This is a genomic window from Undibacterium sp. RuRC25W (assembly GCF_049339825.1).
Lineage (GTDB): Bacteria > Pseudomonadota > Gammaproteobacteria > Burkholderiales > Burkholderiaceae_D > Undibacterium.
This window is the reverse complement of sequence record NZ_JBMPPD010000045.1, coordinates 1-22547: the sequence shown is the minus strand read 5'-3', so window position 1 is coordinate 22547 and position 22547 is coordinate 1. Positions and strand designations below refer to the sequence as shown.

Sequence of the window (22547 nt, the reverse complement as noted above, 5' to 3'; positions counted from 1 at the left end):
TTTCTTCAATCCTGCATCACATCAGCAACCCAGTTCATAAAAAGCTGCGTGCGTTTTGGCAGGTGTCTGCGATTGGCATACAAGAGTGAGACGGGCATGGGAGCAGCACGATAGTCTGGCAGTAACTCAATCAACTTACCTTGCTCAATTAAGTCTGTCACACCGATTTCCGGTGCCTGAATAATCCCTAGACCCGCCAGACATGCCGATTGGTATGCATCGGCATTATTGACAACCATCGCCGCGGCAACAGGTTGTTGATAGGACTGATTCCCTATCATGTAATCAAAGGTGCTGACAGATGCGCCGAACGATGGTGCGTAATGAATCATTTTGTGCGTATAGAGATCAGCAATGGTTTGCGGCATACCATACTGTTTGACATACACCGGGCTGGCACAGTTAATCAGGTTGAAATGACACAATGGGCGTGCGATCAGGCTGGAATCAATTAAGGTACCGACTCGGATAACACAATCAAAGCCTTCGCGTATCAGATCGACGCGTCTATCGGTGCTGCTTAATTCAATGTCCAGTTTGGGATGGGCGCGAATAAATTCTGGCAGTCTGGGAATAATTTTGGCCCGTGCTATACCAACGGGCATATCGACTCGTAATCGGCCGCTAATATCAACCTCACTTTGCCGGAACATCGATTGTAACTCGTCCATATCAATCAACATGTCTTTGCTGCGTTCGTAATACACCATGCCGTCCTGCGTCATCTGTACCGTGCGGGTCGTTCGCTGCAAGAGACGCGTGCCTAGTGTGTTTTCCAGCTGTTTAACTGCCGTTGAGACGCTGGCCTTGGGTAACCCTAGGCTATCGGCTGCCTGAGTAAAGCTCGCCAATTCGGCAACACGTACAAAAATTTTCATCGCGTCAAATTGGTTCATCGACTTCCTCGGCGGACTCATTGTTTAATAAAAACGAACAGTGTAATCAATTTTTCTATCTTTGTTTTATTTATTGAGATCAATATACTTGCCTCATTCCCTGTATGGGGAACCATTCTTGAGGAGAAATGCATGACGACTAAAATTGCTATCATTACTGGCGCCAGCCGTGGTTTAGGGAAAAGTGCTGCGTTAAAACTAGCTCAACAAGGTGTTGACGTAATTTTGACTTATCACAGCAAAGAAATTGAAGCAGCCGCTGTGGTCGCTGAAATTGAACAGCTCGGACAAAAGGCCGTCGCACTGCAACTGGATGTCGGTAACAGCCAGAGTTTTGATACCTTTGCTTTACGCGTTCAAGAAACGCTGGCGCAAAAGTGGCAACGCACTCATTTTGATTTTCTGGTAAATAACGCCGGTATTGGTATCCATGCGCTGATTTCTGACACGACCGAAGCGCAATTTGATCAATTGGTGAATATTCAGTTTAAAGGCGTATTCTTTCTGACGCAGAAATTATTGCCGCTCATCGTAGACCACGGTCGCATTGTCAATGTCTCTACGGGTCTGACCCGTTTTGCGTTGCCGGGCTATGCCGCTTACGCGGCGATGAAAGGAGCGATTGAAGTATTCACGAGGTATCTAGCTAAAGAATTGGGGCCACGCTCTATCGCCGTCAATGTCGTTGCACCAGGCGCCATTGAGACCGACTTCGGACACGGCGTTGTGCGCGACAATGCTGAGCTCAATACCTTTATCGCTTCGCAAACTGCGCTGGGTCGGGTTGGTCTGCCGGATGATATTGGCGGCGTGATTGCATCGTTACTGAATCAGGATAACGGCTGGATTAATGCACAACGTATCGAAGCCTCAGGTGGGATGTTTTTATAATTACATTGAAATAGTTGTGCAATGTATCAACTAATACAAACTACTGGATGCCCTCCCGTAGTTTGTTATGCCATTTGCGTTGGTTTAGGTTGGCTTCCTCATGATTACCACCCCGTAACTAACAGCTTTAATTCATACCGTTAATTTCCATATGGAAATTAAACTAGAGCAATTATGCTGTGCCGAGGCGCAATCAATACGTACTCCTCCTAAAAATACTGCTTTTACACCGAAAAAGATGGTAAAAATTAAATGTTTAGTCGACTCACTAGCGTCTTCTGTGTCGCTGAGCATTTTCAGTGACGGATTCGCTGTTAGAATAATGCCCTTGTCCGTTAATTCAAAAAGTGCATCAACATGACCCGTAAGCTGTTCGTTACCACTGCCCTTCCCTACGCAAACGCGCCCTTCCACCTTGGTCACATCATGGAATATATCCAGGCTGACGTCTGGGTGAGACATCAGCGAATGTCGGGTAACGAAGTGCATTTTGTTGGTGCTGACGATGCGCATGGTGCGCCGATCATGATTGCGGCTGAAAAAGCGGGTATTACGCCACAAGAATTCGTGGCGCAGATTGCGGCTGGCCGCAAGCAATATCTGGACGGTTTCCACATCCAGTTCGACAACTGGCATTCGACCGACGGCCCAGAAAATCATGCCTTATCCCAGGACATTTACCGTAAATTGAAGGCGGCTGGTTTCATCACCAGCAAGACCATCGAACAATTTTATGATCCGGTTAAAAATATGTTTTTACCGGACCGCTATATCAAAGGCGAATGCCCTAAATGTGGTGCGAAAGACCAGTATGGCGATTCTTGTGAAGTGTGTAGCGCAGTCTATGCACCGACCGAAGTCGTGAATCCTTACTCTGTATTGACGGGCGCTACGCCAATCATGAAGTCATCAGAGCACTTCTTTTTTAAATTATCGGACCAGAAATGCGTTGATTTCCTGCGCGACTGGGCACTGCAAGACAATCGTCTGCAATCTGAAGTCGCCAACAAATGCAAAGAATGGCTTGAAGGCGAAGGCGGCCTAGGTGATTGGGACATCAGCCGTGATGCGCCTTATTTTGGTATTGAAATCCCGGATCAACCAGGTAAATACTTCTATGTCTGGCTGGATGCACCGGTCGGTTATTTGGCGTCGCTCAAAAACTATTTCGGTAAAACCGGACGCGACTTTGACGCGTTCATGGCCGATCCAACCACCGAGCAAATCCATTTTATCGGTAAAGATATTACCTATTTCCATACGTTGTTCTGGCCTGCGATGTTGAAATTTTCTGGTTACAAGACACCTGATAACGTCTACGCACATGGTTTTGTGACAGTCTCTGGCGAAAAAATGTCCAAATCCCGCGGCACTGGCATTTCACCATTGCGTTACCTCGAAATCGGTATGAACCCAGAGTGGCTGCGCTACTACTTCGCTGCAAAACTGAACGCGAAAGTAGAAGATCTGGATTTGAACCCGGATGATTTTGTTGCCCGTATCAACTCAGACTTGATCGGTAAGTACATCAATATCGCTTCCCGTGCGGCTGGTTTTATCAGCAAACGTTTTAACGGCGTAGTCACTAGCGACTGGGCAAATGCGGATGATGCATTCCTGGGTAACTTGTACAAAGCAGCGCCAGAAATCAAAGCGCTGTATGAAGCCCGTGAATACGGTAAAGCCCTGCGTGCAGCGATGGAACAGGCGGATCTGGTCAATGCTTACGTTGATGCCAATAAACCTTGGGAACTGGCTAAAAAACCAGAAAACGATGCGAAATTGCAAGAAGTTTGCAGTCGTCTGCTTGAAGCGTTCCGTATTCTGACTATTTTCTTGAAACCAGTATTGCCACAACTGGCGGCGCAGGTTGAAGCACAATTAAATCTCGCGCCGCTGCAATGGGCTGACGTTGGCGTGCCATTGCCACACCAACACACAATCCATCCATATGCACATCTGATGCAACGTGTTGATCCTAAGATTTTTGATCAATTGTTTGACGCGCCAACGACACCAGCGGCGGCACCTGTAACACCAGCCGCATCTGCTACCTCTGCTGCTGCATCAGTTACACCAAGCAGTGATACCGATAGTGATATTGAGCCATTGGCTGACGAAATCAACATTGATGACTTTGCCAAAATTGATCTGCGTATTGCAAAAATCGTCAATTGCGAACACGTTGAGGGATCCGACAAGTTATTGCGCTTGACACTGGACGTAGGCGAGAGCCGCACCCGTAATGTCTTCTCAGGGATCAAATCGGCTTATCAGCCAGAACAGCTGATTGGGAAATTCACGGTCATGGTGGCTAATCTGGCACCACGTAAGATGAAGTTTGGTCTATCTGAGGGTATGGTATTGGCTGCCTCGGCTGCAGACGAAAAAGCCAACCCAGGCTTATACATCCTCGAAGCATGGCCAGGTGCACAACCTGGGATGCGCGTCCGCTAATCGCTGGCACTGAACATCATCGCGGCTTGTCAAAGACAACAAAGACAAGCTCGTGAACACCATGGCGGTCTGAATATCAAGTTCAGACCGCCTTTTTGTTTTCAATAGAGAAATAGTTGCTGGTTAATACCATATCTTGATATTAAATTTAATTAGGAACAGACTTTCTTTTATGGACAAAACATTCTGCTTTTATGCCTAAAAACTTAAGAAAATGACGAAATTTGCATAGTAAAGGCATCAAAATTCACTTCAAGTATACTGATCCCTTACGACTATTTTTGCAGATATTTTCCCCAGAAAGACCTTTTCATGAGTACCCCAAGCAGCCATATCGCCTCGCCTGTTCCCGCTCGCCTGCTGCAATTACGTGCGGCAATGAAGCAGCACCATATTGACGCCTATATTATTCCGTCTGCCGACCCGCATCTCTCTGAATACTTACCCGAACGCTGGCAAGGTCGCAGTTATTTTTCAGGCTTTACTGGCTCGGTTGGTACGCTGATTGTGACGGCTGATTTTGCTGGCTTGTGGGTCGATAGCCGTTATTGGAGTCAGGCAGAAAAAGAGCTGGCGCCCACAGGTATAGAAATGATGAAGATCGCGTCGGCGGCCTCCATTGCGCACATTGATTGGCTGGTAAGCACGATGCAGACGGGGCAAGTAGTTGCTGTCGATGGTGCCGTATTGGGCTTAATGGCAGCACGTATCCTGACACAACAATTGAACGCAAAATCGGTGCAACTGAAAACCGATACCGATCTCTTGCAAGAAATCTGGCGTGACCGTCCTGGTTTGCCGCTGGCGCCGATATTTGAACATCTGGCACCATTTGCCACCGTGTCACGCAAAGACAAGCTGTCGTTGGTGCGCGAACAAATGCGTGCCAAAGGAGCAGACTGGCATTTCGTCTCCACCGTTGATGATCTGGCCTGGATATTCAATTTGCGCGGTAGCGACGTCAGCTATAACCCAGTCTTTGCTGGCCATGCACTGATCGGTCTTGATGAGGCAACGATTTTTGTGGCTGAAGGCAAAGTCTCGTCTCAATTGCAAGCGACATTAGTCCAAGATCAGGTACACGTTGCAGCGTATGCAGAGGCGGCAATCGCTCTCGCACAACTTGGCACCGCTGGCAGCACATCGATCCTGATTGACCCACGCCGTATCACGCTGGGCTTTCATCAGGCGATCCCCGCTGGTGTCAACGTTATCGATGCGATTAATCCCTCCGTATTCATCAAATCACGTAAGAATGCCCAAGAGACAGATTTTGTCCGCGAAGCGATGGAACAAGACGGTGCTGCGCTGTGTGAATTTTTCAGCTGGCTGGAATCAGCACTCGGTCGTGAAACCATCACTGAAATCACCATTGATGAAAAAATCTGTGCTGCCCGCGCGCGTCAGCCCCACTTTATTTCACCGAGCTTTGGCACGATTGCTGGCTTTAACGGTAATGGCGCCATGCCGCACTATCGCGCAACACCGGAGTCACATGCTGTCATCGAAGGCGATGGCCTGTTACTAATCGATTCCGGCGGCCAGTATCTGAATGGCACCACTGATATCACTCGAGTTTTCCCGGTCGGCACAGTATCCGAAGCACAAAAGCGCGATTTTACGCTGGTCTTAAAGGGTATGATTAATTTATCGAAAGCGGTATTCCCACGCGGCACGCCATCACCGATGCTTGACGCGCTGGCAAGGGCACCGATCTGGGCGCAAGGCATCAACTATGGTCACGGTACGGGTCATGGCGTGGGATATTTCCTGAATGTTCATGAAGGTCCACAATCGATTTCTGCGACATTGGCAGAGCCACATACCGCAATGGAAATCGGCATGATTACGTCGAATGAACCTGGCATCTATCGACCAGAACAATGGGGCGTACGTATTGAAAACCTATTGCTGACGGTACCTGCCGTGCAAACAGAGTTTGGCGAATACGTTAAATTCGAATCATTAACCCTGTGCCCAATTGACACGCGCTGTATCGTCAATGCAATGCTCAATGAGGACGAGATCAACTGGCTCAACAATTACCACGGAACGGTACTTCAACGCTTGGCACCCCGCGTTTCGGGTGAAGCCTTGGCGTGGCTCAAAGAACGGACAAGTCCCATTACTAATTAAGTACACAACCAAAGGCAAGCTATCAAAAAAACGCCAACTCATTCATCGAGGAAGCGTTTTTTCTGCCTCATTAGAAGAAGTTTTTACATACCCACCAACAACGGACAAACAACATAGGCGGTCTAACGCAAAACCTCTCTTTAGACCGCTGAATTTCAACGACATCAAGAGCCGGTTAAAACAAACTGCTTAAGCGTATCCGTAAATTTTGTCAGTTCAATACGCATGGTTGCCAACAATTGCTCTGCCCCATCGAAATGTTTTTCTTTCCCTTTTTTCTCAAGCTTATCTGCCAGTTCCTCTATTGGATAAGCGCAGAAATTACTGACCACGCCTTTCATTGTATGCGCAGAACGATGTAATAACTCTGCATCCTGCGTCGAAATACCCGCCGAAATCTCTGAGAGATACTGTTCATAAGCGTCTAGAAACGACTGAGCGATGATTTGAATAATTTCTTGATCTGCTGATTGCATTGCGTGCAGATAATCAAATGCATCTGAACTGTTCATATTTTCTTTCGCACTCACTGACTCGGGTAATTCTTTTTGGTATTCGGATAATAAACTTTGCAATTGTCCTGCCTTAATCGGTTTTGACAAATAATGGTCCATACCAACTTCGAGACAACGCTCCCAGTCTCCTGGCATCGCATTCGCTGTCATTGCAATGATAGGAATGTGTGGCTTGCCTGGCGCTGCAGCTTCGACCTCACGAATACGCTCGGTTGCCTCTATGCCGCCCATTTCTGGCATTTGCATGTCCATCAAAATGACATCAAATTGCTCCTGTTGGTATTTTTTGAGTGCAATCAAACCGGTTGCAGCAACGGTGGCGGAGTGATTCCATTTATTCAGTAGAGAAATGACCAATTTTTGATTAACGATATTATCTTCGACCACGAGTATCTTCAAAGGTGTATGAAGCGAAGGCAACATTTCAGTCACACGGTGCCTAACGTGATGCCGGATAGGTTTTCCATTCATCGCCATACCAACTGAATTCAACAACTCCTGTTGACTAACAGGTTTTGTTACGTACTCCTGTATTCCCATTTCACGGCATTTACGTGCATCATCTGGCGAACCGGCCGATGACAATACAATGACTTTGGGCATAGAAAATCCAGTGCTACCCCGTAACGCCGTCAAGAAGTCAAAACCATCCATTTCGGGCATACAAACATCAAGCAAAATAATATCAATTTTTCTATTCTTAGCTCCCTGTTCAGACAGAAAGACTAACGCATCATGGCCTGAAGGTACGGCAACCGATTTCACACCTCTGTTTCTGAGGGTTTCAGAGAAAAAATGTCGGTTAATTGCATTATCATCAACGATTAGTACGCGAAGTGCCGTCAAATCCGGCCTTGATAATTCCTCATCATGCCGTGCGCCCACCTCAACCTTAACGTTAAAGTAAAAGGTACTTCCTTTGCCAACCTCACTATTTACCGCCAAGATACCCTGCATGTTTTGGACCAATCGAGAAGAAATAGTCAGTCCTAAGCCAGTCCCTCCATACTTACGGGTAGTCGATGCATCAGCCTGACTAAAAGGATTGAAGATCGTCGCCTGCTTTTCCAGTGGAATGCCGATGCCATGATCAGTCACCGCAAAGTAAATTTCTAATTCATCACCGTGACGTTGCACTAATTGGACATCCAAAATAATTTCGCCCTGCTCACTAAATTTAATCGCATTTCCGACTAAATTAGTAATGATCTGGTGTAAGCGACCAGGATCGCCTAACAGTATGTCTGGAACGGCAGGATCAACTTTATAGACTAACTCAATCCCTTTCTGAGAGGCCCTAACGGCCAATGCCTTCAGACATGAAGCGAGTAACTCACTGATTTCAAAATCGATCTTTTCAAGAATAACTTTGCCAGATTCTATTTTGGAAAAATCTAAAATGTCATTAATAATTCCAAGCAAGGAATAAGATGAAAACTTTACTAACTCCAGATACTCACGTTGCTCAGGAGCTAAATAGGTATCCAGAGCCAGTTCAGTCATGCCAATAATGCCGTTCATCGGCGTTCTGATTTCATGACTCATGGTTGCCAGAAATTCACTCTTGGCAGTATTCGCAGCCTCAGCATCCTCTTTCGCTTGTATTAAAACGGACTCAAAACGCTGACGCTCCGTTATGTCTCGGCAAGATCCATAAATACTGCCATCAGGCAAGAGAGCCGCATTGATTTCCACTGGAACGAGCTCACCATTTTTTTTGACGAGCTCAATTGCTGCACTAATAAATTTTTTATTCCGGAGATAACTGAGGAAATTTTTCTCGGCAATCTCTGCCCTATCAGGAGGCAACAAATCATACATTTTGTGACCAACCAACTCTTCTCTGGTATACCCCAACATATTGAGCGCAAGATCATTTGCATAAATCCACCGTTCCTCAGCGTTACCTACAAAAACGGCATCGGCCGCATTATCGATAAGCATGCGCTGCTTCATTTCACTCTCGCGTAATGCATTATCTGCTGCTATACGAGAAGAAACATCCTGAAAGGCTGAAACTGAGCCGACGATTGCACCATTCTCAAATATCGGAGAGGCAACAATCGAGACTGGGAAGATTTTTCCTGATTGATGTTGGAAATACTCAAGCTCAGAGCGGAATACTTCTCCGTTAAATACCGCCTTTTCAATGCCACAGTCTTTACTATCGAGATAACTACCATCTCCTTGACGGCTATGAATAATATCGTGCATCCGGCGACCAACGACTTGAGCAAATTGATAGCCTAAAATCTTTTCAGCCTCTGGATTCATGAAGGTACAAATACCACGTGCATCAAGAGTGAATACGCCCTCGCCCAACGTATTCATCACGTTTTGTAATAACGCCTGACTTGTCTCGATTTTCTCACGCAAGCGCAATTGTTCTGTAATATCAGTGCGGATAGAAATGTATTGATAAGGCCGGTTATCTTGATTCAAAAAAGGAACGATGGTGGCATTAGTCCAATAAAACCCGCCTTCTTTATCAATATTACGGATTTCACCATGCCAGACACGGCCTGACTGAATAGTACTCCATAGATTTTGGAAAAATTCTTTCGTGTGATAGCCAGAATTGACGATGCGATGATTTTGACCAATCAACTCGTGGACACTAAATTTGCTGATCTCACAAAATTTCTCGTTTGCATAGATCAATGTGCCATGTTCATCAGTCATACTGACAATAGCATGTTGATCAAGGGCAAATTTTTGTTTTTCAACTGCAGCCAATGCGCGCTCAAGGTCTCGCCTTGTCTCAAGCAATTCTGTCACCAGACCAGAAAGCAAGTGACTTAAATTCTCCAGGCTACGATCATCATCCAAGTGTTTGCCAAGTTGCGCTAAGACTTGATTCGTCGTATGGCGCAAAGTGACCATCACTTGCGCACGCGCTTCCGCATCAAGACGCAAGGTCTCATTTGCTTGACTTAACTCATTTGAACTAAGTTCTAAGCTCAACTTTCCCAGTGCCAGATCGCGGTCTGCCTGATGGTAGGCTTCATCAACCTGAGACAAAAACTCCCGAAAACCGCCAAGTACTGTCTTTACTGATGCATTGAGGGTGTCAGACTTCGCCAGTTGTTCCATTTCAGACAAAACCAGCTCCAAGGCTGCTTCATTGCCAATCCCAAGCAGCCTTTTATACTGACGTAAGGATAGCTTATGCGCCATCAGTTCATCTCAGCCAAGTAAGTAATTGTCATGGTTTGATTGTGCAAGCTGCACACTTCTAGTTTATATCCCGGACAAATTTCGCCATTAGAATAAAAACCACACAAAATGGTTGCATCCCCAAGGATGTCACTCACAGCCTCAACCTCCTCATCAACTCGACCACCCATGACTAACTTCCGGCCAACACAGCTAACAAGCAAACCTAATGCTTGTCCCATAACAGAAGATGTCCCTTCAATAATAGCGTTAGCGGCAGTTTCAGCACCGTCTACGAGATCGTTTGTGTGTGCGTGCATCAGTCTTAAGTAGCCATCGGGATTAATTGCACCAGCTAAAATCAAACTTCCATCATCTTCGTTGACGCCCAATATGGTACGAATTTGTCCCAAAGACTCACGACTATCACTCAACATTTCGAACGGAAAAAGCAAACCGGACCCTGGCAAGTCTTTGGCATATTCACCTAAATAACGTTTGTAGACGTCCAGAGCAGGTTTATCATCAAGTTCATAGAGCACATTCCCTAGGCACTTAGTGACCTTTCGCGTGGGCCCAAAAGGTTTCCAACCACCAAAGCTCCCGTGTGAAAATAACAATTTATCTCCAACGAATCCAATCGCGATATTGGTTGATGTTGATATACCGCAGGAAGAAAGCGTATAAGTTTTTGTAAATGCACCCTCATCCCCAGCAAGTCCACCGGTAATAGGTAGCGTCGTTCCAAGGACTTCCGTCATTCCTTCGATCAACGCACTGCCGTTGATGTTGACGCCCTGGCCGAGTAAGATCACAGCGCGTAGCGCCGATGATTGGAGTTGAACAGCTAACTCGTGACCTGTCTGATAAGAGTCTTCCATTTCATTAAGATCACTGGTGACCACCTTAAAAGTGGCAGAATCGAAATGAATGGCGGTGACAATCGAAGTTTTGTTTGTGACAGCAACAGACGATATCTCTCCAGCGGTTGTACACCCAACCAACTCAGCGTCAGGAAAAGCTGTTTTCAACACATTGAAAAAATCGGGATGAGTAAAATGACCAACACAACCGAACACAAAAACGAGCTGCGGCGAAATTTGTACCAAAGGAGCTAAGCTTTTTGCGGCCTCAGAAACATCGTCAATCACAATTTGTGATATTTTCATGAAGGGCTCCTTTATGAATAGAATAAGTATTTTTATATTGGTTTAAAAACAACGGACAAACTCAAACCTCTGGTTGGCTACCGAACTCATAATGTCAGCCGGAACGTTATTACAAACTCCATTCAGCCCCAAAAGTCCGATGATCATTTTGTTCTTCGCTGTACAGATTTTTAATTTCCAAAATTTTATCCCAGCCGGCGGTGAATGCCTCTATACAACGAGGATCAAAGTGCTGCCCAGCACCTTCATTAAGAAAAGCGAGTGCCTTATCTATTTCCCAAGCTGCTTTGTAGGGGCGTTCCGAGGTGAGCGCATCAAATACATCCGCAACGGCAACGATTCTGGCGAACAGAGGAATCTCTTCTCCAGCGAGGCCTTTGGGATAGCCCGTTCCATCGAATTTTTCATGGTGGGCTAGTGCGATTTGCGCTCCGGCATTGAGTAAATCTGAACTACTACCGGATAATATTTCATATCCCAAAGAAGCATGCCGCTTCATGATGGTAAATTCATCTACCGTGAGTTTTCCTGGTTTCAGGAGAATATTGTCTGGGATACCAACTTTGCCAATGTCATGCATTGGTGCAGCCTCAAGGAGGAGCTGTTGGTCTGCTTCAGATAAGCCCAATTTTTCCGCGATAATTCTTGAGTAGTTGGCCATACGTAAAATATGGGCCCCTGTCTCCGGATCTCTTGAGTCTGCAGCTTTAGATAGCCGAAAGATCGTTTCGCGCTCCCTCGCTCGGATTTCAGCAGTTGCCTTTCGGACTTCAACATCCAGCCAGATTGCTCTATCCTCAAGGAAGCGCTGACTTTTACGCAAAGCCAACATATTTTTGGTGCGCGCAAGAAATTCGATTTTATCGATCGGTTTGATCAGAAAATCATTTGCGCCAACATCTAATGCTTGATAACGCAAAGCAAGTTCGTTGTTAGCGGTAATCATCAACACCGGAATATCGTGGCAACCAGGCATTTGGCGGAAACGCCGGATGAATTCAATGCCATCCATGGTTGGCATCATATAGTCAACCATGATTAAGTCGGGAACGTTGCCCGAGCACCACTGAAGGGCTGGTTCCGGATCAGTGAAACTAACAGAATTACATTCTTCTATCTTTTTAAGTAAAAGACAAAGTAAGGTCACGTTAATTTGCGCATCATCCAGCACTAAAACGTTCATTTCCATCGAACATCGCCTCCCTAGACTACACTTTGCACGCAAACAGCGTGCTAATGACGAGTATTTTTTTAGTGTACCGTATTTCAACTCAAGTCTAGCGAGTAATAACAAAATTTATACTTTTTATTGACAGCAATAGGTATCCAAGAGGAAATTTTTAATTTTCGATCGCAATGGTCGGTGGGAACTGAACTGAAAATTTACTCCCCTGATCTGGCACGGAATCGATTAATAAGTTCGCATTGTGCCGTAACAAAACATGCTTGACGATTGCCAAACCGAGACCTGTACCCTGCGTTTCTCGGGACCTGCTTTTATCGACACGATAAAAACGCTCAGTTAAACGAGAGATATGTTCAGAGCTAATCCCGATACCGTTATCGGTGACGATAAACTTTGGCCCCTGCGAAGAATTGCACCACTTGATCTGGATTTCGCCATTCTCTGGCGTGTATCGGATCGCGTTGGTGACCAAATTGGTCAGGGCACTGCGGATCTCATCGGAGCTTCCGCGAATATCAGGTCCTTGGCAATCCAGTGTTATGTGGTGACGACCAGCAGAGAGCGCATGAGCTTCTTGCAAAATCTGCTCAAGTAATCCTCGCATATTAATCACTTCGGTTCTGAGCAAATGATCCATCGACTCGAGACGGGTGAGGATCAGCATGTCCTCTACCAGACGTTGCATCCGCTCACCTTGTTCAGACATCAGTTTTAAATGGGCATTGCGTGTTGGGATATCTAAATCAGGCTGCAAAGAGGCGATTTCCAGAAAACCATTGATCACTGTCAATGGTGTTCTGAGTTCATGCGATGCATTGGCAATAAAATCGCGGCGCATCATATCGATTCGCTCCGATTCCGTTACATCGTGGGTAACCAGAATTTGTCGGCGATTTTCAAATGGGATAATGTGTGCGATCAATTTCCGGTCACGGAAAGACAAGGTTAATGGCGTTTCGTAGCGACCAAGAATGATGTAATCCATAAATTCAGGGCTACGCACGAGGTTTGTAACCCGCATGCCCTTATCTTTGGCCAGACTCAGTCCAAGATGGCGCTCAGCAGCAGGATTACACCATTCTAGGAACAGAACATCATCCATGATGACCACTCCATCCGGCAATAATGTCATCGCCTGACGAAAACGTGCGAGCCATTCGGTTAACTCGGTCTGATTTTTCTCATCGCCACGGCGCAACTTGTACAGCCTAGAAAAAATATCGGTCCATGCGCCCCAACCATCAGGAAGACGTGAACTACTCGGATGATCGAGCCAATCAGCGAGTCGCTGCAGATAAAATAATTGCACCAAAACTAATGATGCCATGGCCAAAATACCGACAATCAACCCGGGAACAGTTCCCCACATATAACATGCAACGACCGTGCCAATTGCAACAAGTATCATACGGATTGAGTTCGAAATCCAGAAAATAAGACGAGGAGACATGAGAGATCCCTGATGTATTTTTATATGGGAGTGCGGTAGTTCATGAGATGAACTTAGTGCGTGCAACTAGAGAGAAAAACCGAATAATCCGCATTACATCAAACTTGTTTTAATAATTGATCGTCTATGCGTTTTACCTTGCAAATCAGCACTGTAGTGTGATTTTGCGGAAGGTCTCTAAATCTTTATCATCAAAATGGTCACTCCAAATTACTGGAGTGACTACAACTTACTATTTTTCAGACAACATATAACCGACACTGCGAACGGTTTTAATCAGGGATTCTGCTGATTTTAATACTTTACGCAAACGCAGAACATGAACATCGACTGTTCGTTCTTCAATGACCACATGGTCACCCCAGACTTTATCAAGCAGTTGACTACGAGAAAAAACACGCTCAGGGTGCGCCATAAAGAATTTCAGGAGTTTATATTCAGCATGGCCAATATCCACTTTTTGATCTTCAATTTTGACTGTGCAGCTGACAGGATCCAAGACAACATTTCCAGCAGTCAATGCTGTTTGAGAATGTTCAGGACTCTTCCGGCGCAGCAACGCTTTAATACGTGCAGTCAGTTCACGTGGAGAGAATGGTTTAGTCACATAATCATCAGCACCATGATCAAGGCCAGCGATTTTGTCCTCTTCCATGCTCTTGGCCGTGAGCATAATGATAGGAATTTCATTAAACTGACGATCAGCACGGATTTTCGATAACAAACGTAAGCCAGTCTGATCAGGCAACATCCAGTCAAGTAAAATTAACTGTGGTGTTCTTCGTTGAATGAAATCCCACGCATCTGCCGTGTTATTGACAGCAAAAGTGTTCCATCCGGCAGCACGCAAAGTGAAGCTGACTAACTCGACGATTGCAGGTTCATCTTCAACGATGAGGATTGTGGTATCAGCAGCCATTATTCGTTGTCAATTTTTTGATCTTGTTTAATTGCGACATAATCCGAGTGACGGATATCTTTGCCCTCAACGATGTAAATCGTATGTTCGGCAATATTTTTTGCGTGGTCAGCAATACGTTCAATCGCTTTTGCTACCCACATTGTGTTTAAGGAAGAAGTGATCGTACTCGGATCTTCCATCATAAACGTGATCAGGTTACGCATAATTGAGCGAAAATCGTTGTCAATAATGGCATCTTGCGCGATTAACTGTACCGCTTTTGCATCATCAAGGCGCGCAAACGCATCCAATGAATGATGCAACATATCTGCAACGCTACCAGCCAATACGCGTACTGTGTCGTAACCATTAAACATCGACGCGCCACGACGATTCATATTGGCTTCTTTCGAGATACGCGCAATCTTTGTCGACTCGTCGCCAATACGCTCCAGATCGGTAATAACCTTACCGGTGGCCATTACTGTGCGCAAATCATTGGCCGCTGGCTGACGCTTCACGATCAGGTGACTGCACATATCATCCAGCGCTACCTCAAGACGATTTACTTCAAGATCGGACTGAATAACTGCTTCAGCCTGGTCCGCATTCCCAGTCCGGAAGCAAGACATAGCGTCATGGAAGTGGCTCTCGACCAAACCGCCCATTAACAACACCTTGGAGCGAATAGTCTCAAGGTCGTGATCATACTGTTTTGAAGAGTGTTCGCCAGTCACTGGAATCTCCTGAAAATTTTTACCGTTAAGGATGGATAAGAACAGACAAAATCACCGCCAACAATGGCGTCGTTTTGCTCTAGCTCTTTGGACAATTAACCGAAACGACCGGTAATATAGTCTTGTGTTTCTTTCTTCACTGGATTCATGAAGATATGATCGGTCTCACCAAACTCAACCAGCTCACCCAGGTACATGTACGCAGTAAAGTCGGAACAACGTGCAGCTTGCTGCATGTTATGGGTGACAATCGCAATCGTGTACTCTTCTTTAAGTTCGTGAATTAACTCTTCGATCTTGACAGTAGAAATCGGATCCAACGCAGAAGTAGGTTCGTCCAGCAATAAAATTTCTGGCTTAACGGATACGCCACGGGCAATGCAGAGACGCTGCTGTTGACCACCGGACAAACTCAGACCACTCTTATTTAACTTGTCTTTTACTTCTGTCCAGATCGCCGCTTTTTTTAAAGCCCATTCTACACGTTCGTCCATTTCGCCCTTGGATAAATTCTCGTATAAACGAACGCCAAACGCAATGTTGTCATAAACCGACATAGGAAAAGGTGTTGGCTTTTGGAATACCATACCAACCTTAGCGCGCAACAAATTAATATCCTGGTCTGCATCCAGAATATTCTTACCTTTATAAATAATTTTGCCTTCGGCGCGTTGCCCCGGATACAAATCGTACATCCGATTGAGGGTACGCAACAGAGTCGACTTACCGCAACCAGAAGGACCAATGAAAGCAGTGACTTTCTTGTCAAAAATATTTAAATTGATATCACGCAAACTACGGGTAGCGCCGTAGAAAAAATTCAGCCCATCAATCTCGATTGCTTTTTTCAAGTTGTTTGTTTGTGTAGTGGTCATATCGATGCCCGGATTAGTGCTGTGATTTTTGATTAAATAATGTGCGGGACAAAATATTTAAGCCCAGAACACTAAAGGTAATAAGTAAAGCGCCGCCCCATGCTAGATCACGCCAATTGTCATAAGGACTCATCGCAAACTGGTAAATAACGACAGGCAAATTTGCCATCGGCTTGTTCATATTGCCGTTAAAGAACTGATTATTCAACGCTGTAAATAATAATGGAGCAGTCTCACCAGAAATACGTGCTACTGCCAACAAAATGCCCGTAATCACACCGGCCTTAACAGCACGCAAACGTATCGTCAACGCGACCTTCCAACGCGGTGCGCCGAGCGCAAAAGCAGCTTCTTGCAAGCTAGCAGGAACCAGTCCCAGCATATTATCGGTCGTACGGACGACCACCGGAATAGCGATCAAGGAAATTGCGATACTGCCGGCCCAACCAGAAAAGTGCTTAACATTAGCGACATAAATCGCATAAACGAACAGGCCAATCACGATCGATGGTGCAGACAACATAATATCGGTCACAAATCGGGTCACAGCACCAAACCAGCTCTTGTTACCATATTCGGCCAAATAGATACCAGCCAGAATACCAATTGGAGTAGAAATTAAAGCTGCACTGCCAACCATCATCAAACTACCGACAATTGCATTCAACAAACCGCCGCCATCACTGCCCGGCGCCGGTGTCGACTGAGTGAACATCGCCAGATTAATCGCAGAAAAACCTTTGATCAATAACGTGAAGAGAATCCACATTAAAAATCCAACGCCGACCGCCATCGCCAATGATGACAAGAAAATTCCAAGTCTGTGTACCAATAAACGACGACGATAAACAGGATTGCGTCCAGATTGAGCCAATGTAGTGTCCATTATTTCGTTCCTTCTTTACGACTCAGACCAAGCAACATCAATTTCGCAGCGGATAACACAATAAATGTAATCACAAACAAAATTAAACCTAACAGGAAAAGAGAAGAAACATGCAGCGGTGTTTCTGCCTCTGCAAACTCATTGGCCAATGTAGAAGCAATACTATTACCGGCAGCAAAGAGCGACCACGACAATTGGTTAGCGTTACCGATCACAAAAGTAATCGCCATGGTCTCGCCCAAGGCTCGCCCCAACCCCAACATCACACCACCAACGACACCAATTTTGGTGTAAGGCAATACGATTTTGCGAACCACTTCCCATTTGGTGCAACCAAGACCGTAGGCTGATTCTTTCAGGACTGGCGGCACCACCTCGAACACATCGCGCATAACGGAAGAGATGAACGGAATGATCATGATCGCCAGGATAATACCCGCCGATAAAATACCGATACCAATCATCGGACCAGAGAACATTGCGCCAATCACTGGCAAACGGCCAAGTGTTGCATGTAGCGCTGGTTGAATGTATTCCGCAAACAAAGGTGCAAAAATAAACAAGCCCCACATACCGTAAATAATACTTGGTACACCGGCGAGTAATTCAATCGCGGTCCCTAAAGGACGCTTCAGCCATGCAGGACAAATTTCAGTCAGGAATAAGGCAATCCCAAAACTCACAGGAAACGCAATCAACAACGCGATGATGGAAGTGATCAATGTACCGACAATAGCAATCAAACCACCATATTTATCATTAACCGGATCCCATTCAATCGTTGTAATAAACGCTAAACCGAACTCCTGCATCGCAGGAACCGCACGTATAAATAATGAAAAAATAATTCCTAACAACACAATTAACACCAGAGCAGCAAAACCTAGTGTCAGCTTATGAAAAAAGAAATCCTGCCAACGTTGGCGGCGCATCACCTTAGCCAGATTTTCATCGCTCAATTGAGTCGACTGCGAAGAATCTATACTTGAGGTAGTTTGATTGGCGGAGGGTACGGTCATATCGACAGAGGTCATTGGAGTTTGCATAGGTGTTTTTTTTCACCGAAAGGCAATCCAGCTTGCGCCAGATCGCCTTTATCAAGATAGTTCAACTAAACACAAATAAGTGACTGCTTGTAATTCAATTCTAAAATTACCAGACAGATTTACCAGTTGCATCCTTGATGTTTGCTTTCCAGCCTTCTTGAATCTGTTTGATCAGGGATGGTGGCAAAGCGACATAGTCAAGATCAGCAGCCATTGCACCGCCGTTTTTGAATGCCCAGTCAAAGAATTTCAAAACTTCTTTCGCTTCAGCAGGGTTAGCCTGCACTTTGTGCATCAGAATGAAAGATGCACCAGTCACTGGCCAGGAAGTTTTACCTGGCTGATTTGTCAACACCAAGAACATACCAGGTGCTTTAGACCAGTCAGCATTACCGGCTGCAGCTTTGAATGTGTCATCATCTGGCTCAACGAACTGACCATCGGCATTTTTTACCATGGTGTAGATCATTTTGTTCTTTTTAACGTAAGCGTATTCAACGTAACCGATAGAGTTTTTGATACGCTGAACGTTAGCAGCAACGCCTTCGTTACCCTTACCGCCCAAGCCTACTGGCCATTTCACAGCTGTCGAAGAACCAACTGCTGTTTTGAATTCTGCGTTAACTTTGCTCAGGAAATCAGTCCACAAGAAAGTTGTACCAGAGCCGTCAGAGCGGTGTACTACGGTAATGTCTTCAGTAGGCAGCTTGATACCTGGGTTGATTGCAACGATTTCTGGTGCATTCCACTTAGTGATTTTACCCATGTAAATACCAGCCAAAACATCACCAGTCATTTTCATTTTGCCAGCAGCGACGCCGTCAAGATTCACCACCGGAACAACACCACCGATGATCGCAGGGAACTGTGTCAACCCTTCTGCAGCGAGTTCATCTGCCTTCAATGGCATATCTGAAGCACCGAAATCCACTGTTTTTGCTTTGATTTGCTTGATACCACCACCAGAACCGATAGACTGGTAGTTCAGACCATTACCAGTTGCAGTCTTATAGGCTTCAGCCCATTTGGCGTAAATCGGGTAAGGGAAAGTAGCGCCAGCTCCAGTAATATCAGCTGCCTGAGCGGCTGAAAAAGAAGCGACCATACCACTGACCAAGATCAATTTTTTCACAAGATTATTCATTTGCATGCTTACCTCTAATGTAAATTACAAGGGTTAGTTACTACGTCCAGCACTCTACAATCCAATTATGACAATACGATGACTTAGTGAAATATTCGTGAAATATTGATGAAATATTTAATATTATTACCATGCTTTTTGTCATAAATCTGACATATTAAACAACTAGAATAGACTAAGATATCTATCTCAGCCTTTATGACATGCATGACATGCGGAAAAATATGACCACTCAAGAAGTCACTCACCTTATTACAGACGATACTGAAAAAAATACAAAAAATGCGGATGCGAATGGCGTGGAAAAATCTTCCTCCACAGAAAGCGCCTCTAAAAATAATAAAAAAACAGTATCAAAAGAGTCACAAAATGAGCTATCCAAGTCTGTCATATTTCTCGATAGAGAAATGTCACAAATCGCTTTTAACTGGCGTGTTCTTGCCCAGGCTGAAGATAAATCTATTCCACTTTTAGAGCGCTTAAAGTATTTGTGTATCGTCGGTAGTAATCTGGATGAGTTTTTTGAAGTCAGAGTCGCCAGCCTATTGGCGCAAAATACAGTTGATGGTGAACTGGTCCAGCATCCCAACTTTCAGGCAAGTCTCGAACGCATCAGCAAAGAATGTCATGAGCTCGCACAACGTCAATACGAGCTACTTAACCAGGAAATTCTTCCGCAACTCTCCAAAAAAGGCATCAACCTCCTGCGCCACTCAGAACGGACAGAAGCACAGCGCGCCTGGGTCAAGGACTATTTTGAGCGCGAAGTGAGGCCACTGCTAACGCCAATTGGACTCGATCCTGCGCATCCCTTCCCGCAAGTTGTCAATAAAAGTCTCAACTTCATTATCTCGTTAGCAGGAAAGGATGCATTTGGCAGGGGCACCGGGATTGCGATTGTTAAAGCACCTCGCGTCTTGCCGCGTATCATTCGCTTACCTGATGAATTATCAGAAAAAGGGATTACATTTTGTTTATTGTCTTCAATCATTCATTCACACATCGCTGATCTTTTTAATGGAAGAGAAGTGCTCAGCTATTCGCAATTCCGGGTCACCCGCGATAGCGATCTATGGGTGGATGAAGAAGAGGTAAAAAATCTGCGTCAAGCATTACAAGGTGAATTACAAACGCGCCAGTTCGGCGCCGCCGTCAGGCTTGAAGTCGCAAAAAATTGCCCCGATGATTTAGCGCGTTTCTTGTTGGAGCAATTTTCACTTGATAAAAATCGCTTATATCCAGTAGATGGGCCTGTCAATATGGTGCGTCTGGGTGAGCTTGTTGACCATGTTAAGCAGGCTAACCTGCGCTTCCCGCCTTTTTCACCTAAGGCGATTGCAAAATACTCTCATACCGATATTTTCACGCTGCTACGCAAGCAAGATATCTTGCTGCATCATCCATTCCAACCGTTCCAGACAGTCATTGACTTTATCCGGTCAGCTTCGCTTGATCCTAGCGTTTTGGCCATCAAACAAACGATCTACCGTACGGGAATGAACTCGGACTTGATGGAATCCCTGATCACCGCTGCCCGTCTCGGTAAAGAAGTGACCGTCATCGTTGAATTAATGGCTCGTTTTGATGAAGAAGCGAATATTAATTGGGCTGATAAACTGCAACGCGCAGGGGCACAGGTCGTTTATGGTGTTGTTGGTCTAAAGACGCATGCCAAGCTGGCATTAGTTATTCGCCGCGAAGAAGGTGGTGTGTTGCGTCATTACGCACATATGGGTACGGGCAACTACCACCCTTCAACGACGCGTTTTTACACCGACTTTGGCCTGCTAACAGCACACCCTGGGATGGCGGCTGAAGTCAACGAAGTCTTCATTCACCTGACAGGTCTGACCAAGCCCAAAAAGCTCGATTATTTATGGCTGGCACCCTTTGCACTACAGCCACAATTAATCAAAGCCATCCGCAATGAGGCGCGCATCGCACGTGAAGGCCGTCCAGGGAGAATTATTGCTAAAATGAACTCTCTGTCCGATGAGTCCGTCATCAGGGCACTATATGCAGCATCCGCTGACGGCGTGAAGATCGACCTGATTGTGCGAGGCGCATGTACATTACGTCCGGGGGTACCAGGTTTGTCCGAAAATATCCGAGTCCGTTCCATCATCGGCCGCTTCCTGGAACACAGTCGTATTTATTATTTCCGTAATGATCTGGCACATGACGTTCATCTTGCTAGCGCGGACTGGATGAATCGTAATTTATTCAGACGCATCGAAGTCGCGTTCCCTGTATTGGATAAAGCATTAAAAAAACGTGTTATTGCTGAAGGACTTGACCCTTACCTCAAGGATAACGTCAACGCATGGGTATTGGATTCCAATGGCAACTACGAGCGCAAAAAAGCCCGCGGTCAACAAGCGAACTTCAGTGCGCAGCAGTTCTTAATGCAACAACTAGGCTCTCTCTCAACTGCAGAAAGTGAATAATGGACTTAATCCTATGGCGGCATGCAGAAGCAGAACCAGCAACGGAAGAAATTACTGACGAGTTCCGAAAATTAACTGGTAAAGGGATGAAACAAGCCAGCAAAATCGCCTATTGGCTCGATAGCACGCTCCCAGAAACATGTCGAATCTTAGTTAGTCCAGCGGTACGTGCACGCGATACTGCCGAGGCCTTGATCGCAAGTGGGAGAAAGTTCAAGATTACGCCTGAACTGGCACCAGATGCCAGCGTTGATGCAGTACTCCGCTTAGTTAACTGGCCAAACAGCCGTGAACCCGTGATGATCGTTGGTCACCAACCCTATCTGGGACAGGTTGCTGGAGAACTTCTTGGCCATCCGCTTCAGGAATACAGTATTCGTAAAGGCAACGTCTGGTGGATCTCGCAAAAGCAACGTCAGGGCGAAGAATTGCAGACTTATCTGAAAGCGATTATGTCACCAGATTTGGTGGTGAAGTAATCCGTCAATATCACCCGTACCACTCAGAAAAACATAAAAAAGCCTTACCTTGAACTGCACCCCAAAAGTTGGACACCCGTCCTAACTTTTGGGGTGTTTTCATGAGTAAATACACAAAGCAATTCAAACTGGCCGTTGTTAAACGGTATCAAGAAGGTTCAGCGGGTTATCAAGCC

At 45.6% G+C, this 22547-nt stretch carries 16 protein-coding genes; 5 read left to right on the top strand and 11 right to left on the bottom strand.

Annotated elements, in window-relative coordinates:
• Positions 1-5: 5 nt before the first annotated feature.
• Entirely contained in the window at positions 6-896 is an 891-nt protein-coding gene (locus ACO0KV_RS16645) for a LysR family transcriptional regulator (RefSeq protein ID WP_423044016.1), read from the bottom strand.
• Between the two features lie 132 nt (positions 897-1028).
• Here ACO0KV_RS16645 and ACO0KV_RS16640 point away from each other — a divergent pair, with 132 nt between their 5' ends.
• From ACO0KV_RS16640 to ACO0KV_RS16630, 3 genes are all read left to right on the top strand, one after another.
• On the top strand, positions 1029-1787 hold the full coding sequence (locus ACO0KV_RS16640; RefSeq protein ID WP_423044014.1) for an SDR family NAD(P)-dependent oxidoreductase: 759 nt from the start codon (positions 1029-1031) through the stop codon (positions 1785-1787).
• A 357-nt stretch (positions 1788-2144) separates the two neighbouring features.
• Entirely contained in the window at positions 2145-4244 is a 2100-nt protein-coding gene (gene metG / locus ACO0KV_RS16635; protein ID WP_423044012.1) for a methionine--tRNA ligase, read from the top strand.
• Between the two features lie 312 nt (positions 4245-4556).
• Positions 4557-6380, top strand: coding sequence for an aminopeptidase P family protein (locus ACO0KV_RS16630; protein ID WP_423044010.1), 1824 nt, complete (start codon positions 4557-4559; stop codon positions 6378-6380).
• 164 nt (positions 6381-6544) lie between these two features.
• Here the strand turns inward: ACO0KV_RS16630 and ACO0KV_RS16625 are convergent, their stop codons facing one another.
• From ACO0KV_RS16625 to pstS, 10 genes are all read right to left on the bottom strand, one after another.
• Entirely contained in the window at positions 6545-10072 is a 3528-nt protein-coding gene (locus tag ACO0KV_RS16625; RefSeq protein ID WP_423044008.1) for a response regulator, read from the bottom strand.
• A complete protein-coding gene (locus ACO0KV_RS16620) occupies positions 10072-11220 on the bottom strand; it encodes an FIST signal transduction protein (protein ID WP_423044006.1) in 1149 nt (382 codons plus the stop codon). The genes ACO0KV_RS16625 and ACO0KV_RS16620 overlap by 1 nt, the downstream gene beginning before the upstream one ends.
• A gap of 109 nt (positions 11221-11329) precedes the next feature.
• The gene (locus ACO0KV_RS16615) at positions 11330-12409 is read right to left on the bottom strand and encodes an HD domain-containing phosphohydrolase (RefSeq protein ID WP_423044004.1); all 1080 of its coding nucleotides are present in this window, start codon (positions 12407-12409) and stop codon (positions 11330-11332) included.
• Positions 12410-12560: 151 nt separating this feature from the next.
• Positions 12561-13856, bottom strand: coding sequence for a phosphate regulon sensor histidine kinase PhoR (phoR, locus tag ACO0KV_RS16610; protein WP_423044002.1), 1296 nt, complete (start codon positions 13854-13856; stop codon positions 12561-12563).
• 232 nt (positions 13857-14088) lie between these two features.
• A complete protein-coding gene (gene phoB, locus ACO0KV_RS16605; protein WP_423044000.1) occupies positions 14089-14775 on the bottom strand; it encodes a phosphate regulon transcriptional regulator PhoB in 687 nt (228 codons plus the stop codon).
• On the bottom strand, positions 14775-15494 hold the full coding sequence (gene phoU, locus ACO0KV_RS16600) for a phosphate signaling complex protein PhoU (RefSeq protein WP_423043998.1): 720 nt from the start codon (positions 15492-15494) through the stop codon (positions 14775-14777). The genes phoB and phoU overlap by 1 nt, the downstream gene beginning before the upstream one ends.
• A 95-nt stretch (positions 15495-15589) precedes the next feature.
• Entirely contained in the window at positions 15590-16369 is a 780-nt protein-coding gene (pstB, locus tag ACO0KV_RS16595; protein WP_423043996.1) for a phosphate ABC transporter ATP-binding protein PstB, read from the bottom strand.
• A 13-nt stretch (positions 16370-16382) separates the two neighbouring features.
• Positions 16383-17255: a phosphate ABC transporter permease PstA gene (gene pstA / locus ACO0KV_RS16590; protein WP_423043994.1), complete on the bottom strand. Its 873-nt coding sequence runs from the start codon at positions 17253-17255 to the stop codon at positions 16383-16385.
• On the bottom strand, positions 17255-18187 hold the full coding sequence (gene pstC / locus ACO0KV_RS16585) for a phosphate ABC transporter permease subunit PstC (protein ID WP_423044030.1): 933 nt from the start codon (positions 18185-18187) through the stop codon (positions 17255-17257). Before pstC ends, pstA begins: the two co-directional genes overlap by 1 nt.
• 220 nt (positions 18188-18407) lie before the next feature.
• Complete coding sequence (gene pstS, locus ACO0KV_RS16580) at positions 18408-19451, bottom strand: phosphate ABC transporter substrate-binding protein PstS (RefSeq protein ID WP_423043992.1); 1044 nt, start codon at positions 19449-19451, stop codon at positions 18408-18410.
• A 218-nt stretch (positions 19452-19669) separates the two neighbouring features.
• On the opposite strand from pstS, the gene ppk1 reads away from it, so the two are divergent.
• Complete coding sequence (ppk1, locus tag ACO0KV_RS16575) at positions 19670-21892, top strand: polyphosphate kinase 1 (protein ID WP_423043990.1); 2223 nt, start codon at positions 19670-19672, stop codon at positions 21890-21892.
• Positions 21892-22371 (top strand): phosphohistidine phosphatase SixA, encoded by a 480-nt coding sequence (gene sixA, locus ACO0KV_RS16570; protein ID WP_423043988.1) that lies wholly within the window; start codon positions 21892-21894, stop codon positions 22369-22371. The genes ppk1 and sixA overlap by 1 nt, the downstream gene beginning before the upstream one ends.
• Positions 22372-22547: the final 176 nt, after the last annotated feature.